Below are 14477 nucleotides of genomic sequence, written 5' to 3' on the forward strand. Positions count from 1 at the left end.
ACACTAGTTCCACAAATAGTGGTCTAGCAGTAATGCCATAAATAACAACATTAAATGGTAGATAGAGAAGCGGAACACTTGCATCGCTAAGCCATCATGATCCCGATATTTAAGTTGCCATGCTTTATAGATAAATCCCGTACTGAGTAAACTCGAGCTGACGAAATACACAGGCCCACACATACCAACCAGCACAGGTAACAGGCAAGCAATCGCCAGCAATACTGTGTAGAGCAAGATGCAGGTTTTCGTAAATTCGACACCGTGGGTGACTGGTAGCATGGGAATATCTACTTTGGCATATTCGGCGCGTCTGTGAATGGCCAGTGCCCAAAAATGTGGCGGCGTCCACGTAAAAATGATGATCACTAGCAATAACGCATGGCCGTGAAATTCGTTCGTCACTGCCGTCCATCCCAGCAGGGGTGGCATGGCTCCCGCAAGGCCGCCGATCACAATATTTTGTGATGTTGCGCGTTTCAAATAGGCAGTATAAACCAAGGCATAGCCAATCAGGCTGGCAAAGGTCAGCCAAGCTGTGAGTGGATTGACTAAGGAATATAAGACGATAAAGCCAAAACTACCTAAGCTAGCGGCGAAAATTAACGCGCGCGTGGCCGAAATGCGTCCCTTAGGCAGCGGGCGATTGTAGGTGCGTGCCATTAAGCCATCGATACGGCGATCGATCAGATGATTCAACGCCGCCGCTGAACCTGCCATCATAGCAATACCCAGCATACCGGCGATTAAAGGTTGAACGGGGACCGCATGGGGCACAGCAAGACACATGCCTACTAAGACAGTGAGCAGCATCAGTGCGACGACTTTAGGTTTGGTCATTTCAAAATAGGCGCGCCATGTTACGCTGAAAGTGGGCAGGCTACTGGTGATTGAGAGTGGTTTTGCCATCTTGGATCCCTCGCTTATGCTTTGCGCCATAAAAAATAGTTGATTGTGACTAAGGTCATTAGCAGTAGTGCCGCACCACCGTTGTGAGACACGGCAATACCGAGTGGTAAATACATCACTACGTTAGAAATACCTAAGCTCACTTGTAGTATGACTAGCCCCACTAATAAAAGGCTTAAAGCCTTAAGTCCCGTAGCGCCCACAAATAATCGGTAGGCGAGCACGAGTAACAAGCTGGCAGTGACGATAGCGCCAATTCTGTGGGCTACGTGGATAGTCATTCGTGCAGGGTAATCGAGTACCCCAAATTCGAAGCTAGGGTGTTGGCCTTGGAACGGTGAAAATGCCTCGGCTATTGCTAAGTTATCTACCCAATTTCCCTCACAGATGGGTAAAGAGGTGCAGGCGAGCGCCGCGTAATTCGATGATGTCCAAGCGCCCAACATAATCTGACACACAAGGACGAATAGGCTCACCAACGCTAACGGTGCGAGATGTCGAGGATGGGTTTCGCTATTAAATATACGCCGAGGTCGGGTTCGCAGGTAAAGGAGTAACAGCAGCGAGATTAGGCTAAAGCCACCAATAAGATGCGACATCACAATTATTGGCATGAGTTTCATGGTCACAGTCCACATGCCTAGCGCTCCTTGAAAGAGGATCAGCAGCACTATGATGACCGGCAACTTTTTGGGTGCTTCCGGTGTTTTTAAGCACAAAATTAAGATGAACAATACCAGTAAGCCAAGTCCGCCTGCGATATATCTGTGGATCATTTCCAGCCAAGCTTTCTCTGGATTGATATCGTGATCTGGGAATATAGTTTGCGCATGGGCGATTTCATGGTCTTGGGTGGGCACTTTAATATGGCCGTAGCAGCCTGGCCAATCGGGGCAGCCGAGTCCTGCATCCGATAGGCGGGTATAAGCGCCCATTAAAATCACCAATAGGGTAAAGACTAATGTTAAGCGTAGGATCCAAGTTAACTGCATCAATCTACCCTCGACAGTTTTAACAACTTACGCAGATCCGCAATCAGCGCCTTGCCTTGAGCTAAATGCGCTTCTTTGCCCTGCACTTGAGGGTAGCGCAGGACTAAGCTGCCTAAGGGATCGACTATGATTAGCTGCTGTTCATCTAACCATTTGCTTAAGTCTGCATTGGCGGGGCGAGTGTTGAAGTGAAAGGCGCTTAAGGCGTTAAGATCGCTGTCGGGATGGGTGAGGATGAGCGGTTCTACTCGCGCCTGATCTGGCCCTAACGCTGTGTGGCTTTGGCGCAAAATATACAGGCGTTCGCGGCAAGTATCGTTGCATTTGGCGGGCAATAAATACAGTAGTTGCCATTCTTTGGGATTAGAATTTTCAACCCCAAGGCTGGCATAACTGGTTTCGGGACTGATCAGCTCGCCATGATTGGTGGCACCGCCATGGTATAAATTCAGGCTCAGCACTAGCTTAGCAATCACTACGGGGGCAATAAACGCCAGCAGTAATAGCCCTAATGCTTTGTGTTTAGATTTGCTCTGGGAGTTCATGCTTGCTCCTCTCATTCAAATTATCCCTAATTTATTGTTTTATATTTATTTAGTTTTATTAGTGTCTTGCTAAGTATGGTACGAATTTCCCTATTTGCTCCTTGAGTTTGCGACTGTTTGGGCGCTATGGCGTTTTACATATTTAATCCCTTGCCACAGCATTAGTCCTGCAAATACGGCTGCCATCGAAAACCACTGCAACGCATAGCCCCAATGTTTTTGTGCTGACAGTGGGAAAGGTTGCCAAGGATGGGGCAATGTGAGGGAAGGTAATTGCTCTGGTTGCAACACGACAGGTAACACTGGGTGCCCTAATACCTTAGCCATTTCGGGCATATTTAAATTTTGAAAGCGAATACTTGCCCCTGTTTCTGCCATTAAAGCTTGGCTCAAGGGATTGATTTGCTTTTGATAAAGCCTGCCTTCGATATTTAATGCCCCGCTTAGGGGAGTGATGTGGGGTAACTCATCCCGATGGGAGCCTGCGGCAACAAAGCCTAACTCGACCAGCAACCAAGGTTTTTCAACTTCTACTTGCAGAGGTTGAAAGGCTAAATATCCCACTTGACCTTGATAGATTTGATTATCCAGCAGCCAGATTTGTGAGCTTGCGGGAGTGGCGCGTACTTGCAGTCGATAACCAGTCACACCTTCTTTGCCGACCTTGAGTTGGAGCTGCTCAAAACTTAATGGCAGCAAAGCTTGCCTTGCTTCCATCTGGGCTAAAAGCGTCGTTTTATCTTCACCACGGGCTAACTGCCATAAACCCAACTTGACCAATATAGTTAATACAGCCACAGTCAATATCAGTAGAAAAACCGTTAATTTATTCAGCAGAACATGAGGATATTGTATGAATAGCCTGTTCATTTTTAAGTTGGTCTTAGTTCTGCTGTTGCTATTCATCATTTTTAATCTAGGTCGCGCCTTGTTTATTATGGTGAAAGGTGATGAAAAAGTGCCTATGAGCCGTTATCTTGGTCGGCGAGTGATTTTCTCCGTGCTCGTTATCCTGTTATTGCTGGTGGCCTTAGGGACTGGGCTGATTAGCCCCAATCCCACGCCTTACTAAAGCACTAGAGAACGTAAACGAAAATAAACAAACACAGCCAGACCACATCCACAAAGTGCCAATACCAACTCCCCGCTTGGAACGCAAAATGTTTATCTGCGCTAAAGTGCCCCTTCAACACTCTGAAAAACAACACGAATAAAAAGAGCGTCCCCAGTGTGACATGCATGCCGTGAAAGCCAGTTAACAGGAAGAAGGTGTTGCCATAAATCCCAGAGGTCAGGGTGAGTCCCATTTCCCGGTAGGCATGCATATATTCTTCTGCCTGTAAGGCAAGGAAACCCATACCCAAGAGTATGGTGATACCAAGCCAGAGAGTAATGGCAGAACGTTTACCTTTTTCTAGGCTGACATGGGCGAAATGTAAGGTAACTGAGGAGGTTAGCAGTACGATAGTGTTGATTAATGGCAGTCCAGTCCATGGCATAGCTTGGGTTTTAGTGCCATCTGGCGTAGTAATGAGCGGCCAAATAGCTTCAAACTGAGGCCAGAGTACTTCGTGGGTCATGGCATTATTCGATGCGCCACCGAGCCAAGGCACTGCGAACATGCGGGCATAAAATAGTGCCCCGAAAAAAGCGCCGAAAAACATGACTTCCGAAAAAATAAACCAGCTCATACCTTGGCGAAACGATCGATCCATTTGGCTAGAATAGAGCCCTGCCATCGACTCTTGGATCACGGTTCTAAACCAACCTACCAGCATGAATAGGATCACAGCTATTCCAACCAGCAGCACATAACCGCCACCGGATGCACCTGATTTTAACTGTTGCACGAAAAGGCCTGCACCAGAGGCGATTAAGAACAAGCCAATGGCACCTACAATAGGCCAGACACTTTGGGATGGAACGTAGTAAGACTGATGTTTCGTTGTCATTTTGCAGCTCCTTGCTCTATGGCAGACGCTAACTGCTTGTCGGTAATGTCGTAGAGAGTGTAAGAGAGGGTCAGAGTATGGATAGACTCAGGTAACTGAGGATCCACATAGAAAATGAGCGGCAGCTCAGCGCTAGTGTCCGCCGCTAAGGGTTGTTGATTAAAGCAAAAGCATTCTGTTTTATTAAAATAAGCGGCACCTTGGCCGGGCGAAACTGAAGGTATCGCTTGGCCAATAGTTGCTTTAGCGGACATATTGCGCGCCAAAAATGCCGTATGGATTAGCTCGCCAGGGTGAACTTCGAGCCGTTTGGTTTGTGGCGCAAATGTCCATGGCATGCCTGTTTGTACCTGAGAAATAAATTCTACAGTCACTATTCGGCTTGTATCTACTGTGATTGCTTGATAACTACTCGCGGTATTGGAGGGTTTTCCATTGATACCGAGTTGCTCGCACAACACATCGTAGAGCGGCACCAGCGCGAATCCAAAGCCAAACATTCCAATACAGCCGATAACTAACATGCTGATAAGTTTACGATTTGACTTAGGTTTATCTTGCTGGTGTTGGGTTGCCATTTCATTTCACCTCAGGTGGTGTCGTGAAGGAGTGGTAAGGTGCAGGGCTTGGCAATGTCCACTCTAAACCCTCGGAACCTTCCCAAGGTTTAGCGGGGGCTTTTTCGCCGCCACGGATGCACTTAATTACTAATACTAAGAAAATCAATTGCGATAAGCCGAAGGCGAACCCACCAATCGAGACGATTTGATTAACATCGGCAAATTGAATCGAGTAGTCAGGGATACGCCTTGGCATTCCTGCCAGCCCAAGGAAATGCATCGGGAAAAATAGCACATTGACTGAAATCACCGAGCACCAGAAATGCCATTGTCCCAGTCGTTCGTTGTACATGTGTCCCGTCCACTTAGGTAGCCAGTAATAGGCCGCTGCCATGATGGAGAAAATCGCACCAGTCACGAGCACATAATGGAAATGTGCCACAACAAAATAAGTATCGTGGTACTGGAAGTCGGCGGGTGTAATGGCGAGCATTAATCCCGAAAAACCGCCAATAGTGAAGAGTATGATAAAGGCTACAGCAAACAGCATGGGCGTTTCGAAACTGAGTGAGCCGCGCCACATAGTGGCAACCCAGTTAAACACTTTCACTCCAGTTGGCACTGCAATCAACATAGTGCAATACATGAAGAACAGCTCGGCAAACACAGGCATACCTGTGGTGAACATATGGTGCGCCCACACGAGGAACGACAGAATTGCAATACTAGCCGTAGCATAAACCATGGATGCATAGCCAAATAAGGGTTTACGACTGAAGGCTGGGACTATGGCAGAGATGATGCCAAAGGACGGCAAGATCATGATGTAGACTTCAGGGTGGCCGAAGAACCAGAAAATATGCTGGAACATCACAGGATCGCCGCCGCCAGCCGCATCGAAGAAACTCGTGCCGAAAAACTTATCTGTCAGCACCATAGTCACTGCGCCAGCGAGTACGGGCATAACCGCGATCAGTAGGAATGCCGTGATAAGCCAAGTCCACACAAACAATGGTAACTTCATCCATGTCATGCCTGGCGCGCGTAAATTCACTATGGTCACAATCACGTTGATTGCGCCCATGATCGAACTTATCCCCATGATGTGAATAGAAAATACAAAGAGCGCCGTGCTATCTGGACTATAAGTTGTTGATAGTGGTGCGTAGAAGGTCCAACCAAAGTTAGGTCCGCCACCTTCCATAAATAGCGAACTGAGAAGGATAGTGAAGGCGAAGGGGAGTATCCAAAAACTCCAGTTATTCATCCGTGGCAGCGCCATATCGGGCGCCCCTATCATCATAGGGATCAGCCAGTTAGCGAGCCCTGTAAAGGCTGGCATTACCGCACCGAATACCATGATCAGCCCATGAACAGTTGTCATTTGGTTGAAAAAGTTGGGCTCGACCAATTGTAATCCAGGTTGAAAGAGTTCAGCGCGGATCACCATGGCCATAGCGCCACCGGTTAAGAACATAATGAAGCTGAACCATAAATACAAAGTACCTATGTCTTTATGGTTGGTGGTTAGCAGCCAGCGCATGATGCCCTTTGGCGCACCATGATGATGGTCATCATGGGCTGCGGTTTGATCTTGAGTCGTTGTGCTCATCATTATCCCCTACTGTCCATGACTTGCGATATCAGCAGGTTGCACTGTATCGCCGGTATTGTTGCCCCAAGCATTGCGTTCATAGGTAATGACTGCTGCAAGTTGTTGTGGGCTAAGCTGTTTGCCAAATGCCTGCATAGCCGTGCCTGTTTTACCGTGCATCACAATATCGATGTGATTGGCGACTGGTCCAATGGCGATAGCGCTACCCACTAGCGCGGGGAAGGCGGGTGGTATTCCTGCACCTGTCACTTGATGGCAGGCAGCACAGAAGGTCGCGTAGACAGTTTCACCTTCGGCCATGAGGGCGTCATGGCTGAGTGTGGGGAGGCTTGCGGGATCGACTGCAGCTGAGACGTCTGTTGCAGACGCGGGTGTCGGGGTTATACTGCTTGGTACCGCGGCGGATGTTTGTGCAGAATTGCCGTTCATGTACTCGTTGACGTCTTTGGCTTGCACTGCATCGCCAGTATTATTGCCCCAAGCATTACGCTCGTAGGTAGTCACTGCCGCGATTTCTTGTGCGGTCAATTGCTTACTAAACGCTTGCATGGCAGTACCCGTTTTACCGTTGAGCACAATTTCAAGGTGACCGCTGAGTGGTCCCGTTGCAATCGGGCTACCTTTAAGGTGCGGAAATACGCCTTGCAACCCTTCGCCATTGGGCTGGTGGCAGGCTGCGCAGTGCCCGAGGTAAACTTGTTCACCTTGAGTCATCAACTCTTCTTTACTTAGGGTTTGTGATAAAGCGGCTTGAGCGGCTTCAGCCGCAGCACCTGCGGCTTGTTTCTGCTCTGTGACCCAAGCCTCAAACTCGGCTTCGGGTAACGCTTGTACTACGATAGGCATAAAACCATGGTCTTTACCGCAGAGCTCGGCGCATTGACCACGGTAAATGCCGGGTTTGTCGATGCGAGTCCAGGCCTCATTGATAAATCCTGGATTGGCATCTTTCTTAATTGCAAAGGCGGGCACCCACCAAGAATGGATGACATCCTCTGAAGTCATCAGAAAGCGGATTTTGCGGTTTATCGGTAGAACGAGCGGTTTATCGACTTCCAATAGATAGTTTTCACCCTTGGTTTCGGTGCCTTCGATTTGTGCTCTGGGTGTTGTCAGTATGCTATAAAAATCAATATCTTGATCGAAATAGCTGTAATGCCATTTCCATTGGGAACCCGTGACTTTTACGGTGAGATCGGCGTTGCTGGGATCTTCCATTGCGATTAAAGTTTTTGTCGCTGGAATCGCCATTAAGATCAAAATGATAAATGGCAGAATCGTCCAAGCGATTTCAACTTTAGTGCTTTCGTGAAAGTGGGACGCGACAGCGCCTTTGGATTTTCTGTGGTTGATCATGGCGTAAATCATGACGCCAAAGACCACTAGGCCTATTGCGCAGCAGATATACAAGATGGTCATGTGCAAGTGATAAACCTTGCCACTGATCTCGGTCACGCCAGGGGTCATGTTGAACCGCATGTCTGCGGCGGTCAACGGTGGTGCGAAAAGCACCACGAGTAAACAATACAACAATTGCTTCACAAGACTTCTCCTCTGCCAATTGCGAATAGCAACTACAAAGAAGAGCAACACAGTAAGTCTCAACTCTATGCAAACTCTTCAGTTCCCAAAAAAGCTTTTTTGACTTCAACGTGCGTTGGCGGCTGTTACTTTTAATCAAGTATTGTTACTGCTGGTAATTAGCCACGCTGGCACATACTGCTGAAATAAATCTGTTCTCTATTTTTAGTGGCGCTTCGAGTTCGATAAATACTCGATTCATTGACCACGGAAGGTGATATATCATCACCGACTTAACCAACCATACTTGCTGTTTAAATATTGATCAAGATCACTTATTTATCTAATTATCTGAAAAATTGCCAAAAAAAAGCCTCACATTCATAGGTGAGGCGGCTTTCAAGGTAAAAAATTAAATGAATATTTAGTGTACAGCGCTAAAAAAAGATTGCTGACCGAAGAGATTGCCTTGCTCAATGCGTACGTCGGCATGTAAGTGACTGTTTACGTCTTCAAGCACTATGCCCATAGCTCGGGCACTTTTAGCCACGATTTGTAGGCGTCGATTATCCCGCGCATCTAATGATTGAGTCCAAGTAATGACTGCACTGGACGTACCACTTGTCAGGGCTTTTTCCATCGCCCACAGGGTTTCGACTTCATCTTTAGCATGAACCAGTAAGACTCTATCCATACGCACACCTGCGCTGGCAAGCATTTGCTTGTAGCCAATACTTGGTGGGTTGATGAGCACTAACCAACGGCCCTGTTGGCTTAACTGAGCGAGTTGTGCACTCAGATGAATTAATTCTTGGCGACCTTGAGTCTTAGTTGGCATACAGGCGATAGGCGCATGGTGCCAGTCATAGTCGGCATCACGGACTTCATCGAGCCACAAGCCCGGATGGCGGGGGGCATTGCCAAGTAGTTTATTCATAGCCAATCTCCATTACGGATCACACCGACGGCGAGTCCTTCAATTGTTAAACTTTGGAAGCCTAAATCCACTTTAATCGGGGAGTAATCTTCATTTTCGGCATGTAGATAGACCACATTACCTTTTTTTTCGAAACGTTTAACAGTGACATCGTCATCGACTCTAGCGACAACCACTTGACCATTTCTAGCTTGTTCTACTTTATGAACTGCCAGCAAATCACCTTCGAGAATGCCGATATTCTTCATGCTGTCACCCTTTACTCGCAGTAAAAAATCGGCGGCGGGATGGAACATGCTTGGGTCGACTTGGTAGTACTGTTCAACATGTTCTTGGGCGAGGATAGGTTCACCTGCGGCCACTTGGCCGATGAGCGGTAAACCTGTTTCAGTCAAATCTTCGATTTCCGCAGGCAGACGAATGCCTCGAGATGTGCCTGGCATGATCTCAATGCAGCCCTTTTTTGCCAACGCCTTAAGATGTTCTTCAGCCGCATTGGCGCTCTTAAAACCTAAACGGGTTGCGATTTCTGCCCGAGTGGGTGGCATGCCAGTATCGGCAATATTTCGTTTAATTAGCTCTAATATTTCAGCTTGGCGTGGCGTCAAAGGTCTCATGGTGTTTCCTGTTTTTCTATACAGTTACTGTTAGTATATACAGTATTATTTGCAGCGCAAGTATTAACCACTTTTTAGCTATGTTGGAGAGAATTAGCGAATATTGCCCATAGTCTGGTATTCTATCGGGCTAGTAAACGCACTTAATTGCATAAGAATAATGCCTAAACACGACTCTCTTTGGTTGAAATCATTACGTTGGATCCAAAAACACTTAGTGCACACTATTGTGGTGCCTCAGGATCCCTTTGCCGATCTGAATCTGGATGCTTCCAGACCCCTTGTTTATGTGATGAAAACAGAATCCCTTAGTGACATAGCTGCTTTGAGCGAAATAACGGCTAAGTTAGGTTTACCAAGCCCTTATGAGCCTCTAGTGGCTAATGGTGTGACTGCGCCTCGGGTTGTCTGTCTTCAAGGACGTAAGCCACTGTTTGGCGAGCGTGCTGGTAATGAGCCTTTCCTCGAATGCTTTATGCGTTTGTTAGCCGTGCATAAGGAACGTCCTGAATTGGATATTCAACTTGTGCCTGTGAGCTTGTATTGGGGTCGAACGCCAGGGAAAGAAGACGACACTATGAAGGCGGCCGTATTTGAGCGGGAAAACCCGACTTGGTTGCGCAAGTGCTTGATGATTCTGTTCTTAGGTCGACATAACTTCGTGCAGTTTTCGAATGCCGTATCCCTGCGTTACATGGCTGACGAACATGGCACCGACATGGGGATTGCCCATAAGTTAGCACGGGTTGCGCGCGTGCATTTCCGTCGTCAACGTAAGGTAATGACAGGGCCTGTGCTGCCAAACCGCCAAGCACTGTTTCATTCGTTGCTCAAATCTGAGTCGCTGCGCAAAGCGATTCAAGAAGAAGCCGCCAGTAAAAAGATTTCTGAGACCCAAGCGCGCGAGACGGCTATTGAGTACCTCGATGAAATCGCAGCAGATTACTCAGATAGTTTAGTGCGTATTGCCGAGCGTTTTTTAACTTGGTTGTGGAACAAGCTTTACAGCGGGATCAACATTAAAGGCGCCGAGCAAGTTCGCCAGCTGCACCATGATGGTCACGAGATCGTTTATGTGCCTTGCCATCGCAGCCACATGGATTACCTGCTGTTATCGTATATTTTGTATTATCAAGGCATGGTTCCGCCGCACATTGCTGCTGGCATCAACCTCAATTTCTGGCCCGCGGGACCTATGTTCCGTCGCGGTGGTGCCTTCTTCATCCGCCGTAGTTTTAATGGTAACAAGCTGTACACCGCAGTATTTCGTGAGTATTTAGATCAGCTGTTTGCTAAAGGTTATTCGGTGGAATACTTCTCCGAAGGTGGCCGTTCACGTACTGGCCGTCTGTTGGCGCCGAAAACTGGCATGATCGCCATGACGATGAACAGCGTACTGCGCGGTATTGAACGTCCTGTCACACTTGTGCCAGTGTATTTAGGCTATGACCATGTGATGGAAGTAGCGACTTACCATAAAGAGTTAAGCGGTAAGAAAAAGAAAAAAGAATCTGTGTGGCAGGTGTTCGGTGCCATTCGTAAATTAGGTAATTTCGGCCAAGGTTATGTGAATTTTGGCGAGCCTATTACCCTGCAAAATTTCTTAAATGAGCGTGCGCCAAACTGGCGTGCTGAGTTGGCCGATGATCCCGAGCAGAAACCAAGTTGGTTAACGCCAGCGGTAAACGTGCTGGCTAATCGGGTGATGACGCGTATCAATGATGCCGCAGCGGCGAGTTCGGTGACTTTGACCAGCTTAGTTTTACTGGCGACAGATCAAAACGCCTTAGAACGTAGTCTGCTGGAGCGTCAGCTTGATTTGTATCTGACCCTACTCAAAAAAGTGCCTTACACTTCTTATACATCTGTTGCCGAAGGTGATGGTAAGCATTTAGTGCAGCAAGGTTTAGAGCTGAACAAGTTTGTTGTTAGTGCCGACCCTTTAGGGGAAATAGTGTCTATCGAAGCGAGTCAGGCTGTGTCTATGACTTACTATCGTAACAATATCATTCACTTATTTATTGTTCCTTCATTAATTGCGAGTTGTTTAACCCATAATGAACAGATCCTGCGCCAGCAAGTGGTTTCAATCGTTGCCGATTTTTATCCACTGCTGAAAGCCGAACTCTTCATGGGAATTAAAGACTTACCAGCCTATGTTGAGCAAGTACTGGATTTCCTGATTGGGCTAGGTTTAGTGGTTGAGACAGATACTTTAGCTGTCGTGCCTGAGCACTCAAGCCAATTATTGTTGTTAGCCAGTTCAGTGAGCGAGACTCTGCAACGCTACGCTATTATTTTCAATCTGTTAGCGAACAGACCTAAGATGGAGCGCTCAGAACTTGAGTCTGAGAGCCATTTACTCGCTCAGCGTTTAGGGGCTTTACATGGTATTACCGCGCCTGAGTTCTACGATAAAAAACTCTACGGTACTTTGAGCGTGAAGCTCAAAGAATTGGGATATCTGGCGGATAGTGAAGATAAGTCCAATATCAATCGCATACGAGATCAGGCCAATAGCTTATTACGTCCGTCAGTGAGACAAACGATAGTGGCGAGTGTCACCGCGGAGCACACAGTTTAATGGCAAATCATATGAATGCGGCTAAGCATAAGCCCGCAGGTAAGTCCTTGCTCGGTGGTGCCATGATTATTGCTGGCACGACCGTAGGTGCTGGGATGTTTTCTCTGCCCGTGGTCGGTGCAGGTATGTGGTTTGGCTATTCGATTTTGATGTTATTGGGCATTTGGTTTTGCATGTTGATGTCGGGTTTATTGTTGCTCGAAACCAATTTACATTTCGAACCCGGTGCTAGCTTCGATACCTTAAGCAAGCAAACTCTTGGGCAGTTTTGGCGGATAGTGAACGGCGTTTCTATCGCTTTCGTGTTGTATATTTTGACCTATGCCTATATCAGCGGCGGTGGTTCGATTGTGAATCACAGCTTGCAGGGCATGGGAATTGAGTTACCGCAAAGTGTGGCAGGGCTAGTATTTGCCATAGTATTGGCGAGCATAGTGTTGATCAGTACTAAAGCCGTGGATCGGATTACCACGATTATGCTCGGCGGTATGATCATTACCTTCTTCCTCGCTATCGGCAATTTATTGATCGAAATTGATGTGACTAAGTTGCTCGAACCCGATGGTAATAACAGCTTTTCACCTTATCTGTGGGCGGCGCTGCCCTTTGGTCTCGCCAGTTTTGGTTACCATGGTAACGTTCCCAGCTTAGTGAAGTATTACGGCAAAGATTCCTCCACCATTATCAAGGCGATTTTCGTCGGCACCTTTATCGCACTGGTGATTTATGCCTGTTGGTTAGTGGCGACTATGGGCAATATTCCCCGCAGCCAGTTTATCGACATTATTGCCCAAGGCGGCAATATGGGTGTGTTGGTGGGCGCTTTGTCTGAGGTGATGGCGAGTAGCTGGTTAAACAGTATGTTGACCCTGTTTGCTAACTTAGCCGTGGCTTCATCTTTCTTAGGGGTGACCTTAGGCCTGTTCGATTATCTTGCCGATTTGTTTGGTTTTGATGATTCACGCTCTGGCCGGATGAAAACCGCGTTAGTGACCTTTGTGCCGCCGACGATTTTAGGATTACTGTTTCCCGATGGCTTCTTAGTAGCGATTGGCTTTGCGGCATTAGCGGCGACAGTGTGGGCGGTAATCGTCCCGGCGCTGATGGCCTATAAATCGCGACAGTTGTTCCCCGATAGCACAGGTTTTAGAGTGATAGGCGGTACACCGCTGATTATTCTTGTGGTGTTATTTGGCATAGTCACAGGTGCATGTCATCTGCTCGCGATGGCAAATTTACTGCCGCAATATTCCTAATTTGTTGTGATGATTTAAGCCCTCCATGTGAGGGCTTTTTTGTCTTTAGCGGTTGAGTTTTGTCTTACAGATCTTTTTAACCTGAATACTGGACAGAAATACAAACTCAGGCTTAACTCGAATAATTGTTAAAACAAAGGAGCCGATAATGAAAATGACTCAGTACGCACAAGGACATGCATGTTGGGTTGAACTTGCAAGCCATGATTGGCAGGGAGCTACAGCATTTTACCAAGCGTTATTTGGTTGGAACTCGGTCGAAATGCCGATCCCTGAAGGTCACTTTTCGCTATTTAATTTAGCGGGAGATGACTTAGGCGCCATGTATCAAATCCCTGAGTCAGAAGCACATATCCCCAGCCACTGGCGTATCTACTTTGCCGTCGATGATATGGATGCCAGCATTGTAGCGATTCAAGCGGCGGGCGGCCAAGTGCACATGGGGCCGCATATTGTGGGTGATGCGGGCGTGATGGCGCAGGTCAGCGATCCTGAAGGCGCACGCTTTGCTTTATGGCAAGCGAAGAACCACATAGGTGCTCGCCGTCAGGGTGAACTCAATACCCTTTGCTGGGTTGAGCTGGCTTGCAAAGAGCCGCGTGCTGAAGAAGCCTTTTACTGCAAAATCTTCCCTTGGACCAACATGCCAAGTGGCATGCCTGACATTGAATACTCAGAATGGCAGCTTGATGGTCAATCCATCGGCGGTATGATGACGATAATGCCTGAATGGGGCGATATTTCTCCCCACTGGCAGCTCTATTTTGTGGTGGCGGATTGCGATGCGTTTGCTGAGAAAGCCCAAAGCTTAGGCGCGCAAGTGTGCATTCCGCCTAGTGATATCCCTGATGTGGGACGATTTTCTGTCATTGCTGACGCCCAAGGCGCTACCTTTGCGGTGATCAAGCTTAATCAGATGTGACAGCCATATTAAGGACTGTCATTAAGGTTAAAAACGGCGACGCTAAATCGCCGTTTTTATTTGTCTA

14 protein-coding genes are annotated in these 14477 nt (G+C 47.5%); 4 read left to right on the top strand and 10 right to left on the bottom strand.

Translation table 11 applies throughout. The features are described from left to right. Positions 1-3: 3 nt before the first annotated feature. The 4 genes from cyoE to L5M71_RS16215 form a co-directional block, all read right to left on the bottom strand. Positions 4-909: a heme o synthase gene (gene cyoE, locus L5M71_RS16200; protein ID WP_173248226.1), complete on the bottom strand. Its 906-nt coding sequence runs from the start codon at positions 907-909 to the stop codon at positions 4-6. Between the two features lie 14 nt (positions 910-923). Further along, complete coding sequence (locus tag L5M71_RS16205; RefSeq protein WP_263208714.1) at positions 924-1901, bottom strand: COX15/CtaA family protein; 978 nt, start codon at positions 1899-1901, stop codon at positions 924-926. Then, positions 1901-2446, bottom strand: a complete 546-nt coding sequence (locus tag L5M71_RS16210) for a hypothetical protein (protein WP_263208716.1) — start codon at positions 2444-2446, stop codon at positions 1901-1903. The genes L5M71_RS16205 and L5M71_RS16210 overlap by 1 nt, the downstream gene beginning before the upstream one ends. A 90-nt stretch (positions 2447-2536) precedes the next feature. After that, positions 2537-3301 carry an SURF1 family protein gene (locus tag L5M71_RS16215; RefSeq protein ID WP_263208776.1) on the bottom strand — a complete coding sequence of 255 codons (765 nt, stop codon included), beginning with the start codon at positions 3299-3301 and terminating at the stop codon, positions 2537-2539. Between L5M71_RS16215 and L5M71_RS16220 the strand changes: the two genes are divergently transcribed. After that, positions 3300-3518, top strand: a complete 219-nt coding sequence (locus tag L5M71_RS16220; protein WP_105250645.1) for a DUF2909 family protein — start codon at positions 3300-3302, stop codon at positions 3516-3518. The genes L5M71_RS16215 and L5M71_RS16220 overlap by 2 nt on opposite strands. A gap of 4 nt (positions 3519-3522) precedes the next feature. Here the strand turns inward: L5M71_RS16220 and L5M71_RS16225 are convergent, their stop codons facing one another. The 6 genes from L5M71_RS16225 to lexA all read right to left on the bottom strand — a co-directional run bounded on the left by L5M71_RS16225 (position 3523) and on the right by lexA (position 9648). After that, positions 3523-4398 (bottom strand): cytochrome c oxidase subunit 3, encoded by an 876-nt coding sequence (locus L5M71_RS16225; protein ID WP_105250644.1) that lies wholly within the window; start codon positions 4396-4398, stop codon positions 3523-3525. Further along, complete coding sequence (locus L5M71_RS16230) at positions 4395-4976, bottom strand: cytochrome c oxidase assembly protein (RefSeq protein ID WP_105250643.1); 582 nt, start codon at positions 4974-4976, stop codon at positions 4395-4397. Before L5M71_RS16230 ends, L5M71_RS16225 begins: the two co-directional genes overlap by 4 nt. A gap of 1 nt (position 4977) precedes the next feature. Further along, positions 4978-6570 carry a cytochrome c oxidase subunit I gene (gene ctaD / locus L5M71_RS16235; RefSeq protein WP_105250642.1) on the bottom strand — a complete coding sequence of 531 codons (1593 nt, stop codon included), beginning with the start codon at positions 6568-6570 and terminating at the stop codon, positions 4978-4980. Between the two features lie 9 nt (positions 6571-6579). Beyond that, positions 6580-8115 carry a cytochrome c oxidase subunit II gene (gene coxB / locus L5M71_RS16240; RefSeq protein ID WP_263208718.1) on the bottom strand — a complete coding sequence of 512 codons (1536 nt, stop codon included), beginning with the start codon at positions 8113-8115 and terminating at the stop codon, positions 6580-6582. Between the two features lie 403 nt (positions 8116-8518). Beyond that, complete coding sequence (locus L5M71_RS16245; RefSeq protein WP_131524817.1) at positions 8519-9031, bottom strand: cell division inhibitor SulA; 513 nt, start codon at positions 9029-9031, stop codon at positions 8519-8521. Further along, entirely contained in the window at positions 9028-9648 is a 621-nt protein-coding gene (gene lexA / locus L5M71_RS16250; RefSeq protein WP_105250639.1) for a transcriptional repressor LexA, read from the bottom strand. Before lexA ends, L5M71_RS16245 begins: the two co-directional genes overlap by 4 nt. A gap of 160 nt (positions 9649-9808) precedes the next feature. Here lexA and plsB point away from each other — a divergent pair, with 160 nt between their 5' ends. From plsB to L5M71_RS16265, 3 genes are all read left to right on the top strand, one after another. Then, positions 9809-12232 (top strand): glycerol-3-phosphate 1-O-acyltransferase PlsB, encoded by a 2424-nt coding sequence (gene plsB, locus L5M71_RS16255; protein WP_263208720.1) that lies wholly within the window; start codon positions 9809-9811, stop codon positions 12230-12232. Beyond that, on the top strand, positions 12232-13488 hold the full coding sequence (mtr, locus tag L5M71_RS16260; protein WP_173497974.1) for a tryptophan permease: 1257 nt from the start codon (positions 12232-12234) through the stop codon (positions 13486-13488). The genes plsB and mtr overlap by 1 nt, the downstream gene beginning before the upstream one ends. A gap of 148 nt (positions 13489-13636) precedes the next feature. Then, entirely contained in the window at positions 13637-14410 is a 774-nt protein-coding gene (locus tag L5M71_RS16265; RefSeq protein WP_219251875.1) for a VOC family protein, read from the top strand. Positions 14411-14477: the final 67 nt, after the last annotated feature.

The sequence above is a fragment of the Shewanella sp. SW1 genome, from assembly GCF_025653545.1.
In the GTDB taxonomy this organism is placed as follows: domain Bacteria; phylum Pseudomonadota; class Gammaproteobacteria; order Enterobacterales; family Shewanellaceae; genus Shewanella; species Shewanella oncorhynchi.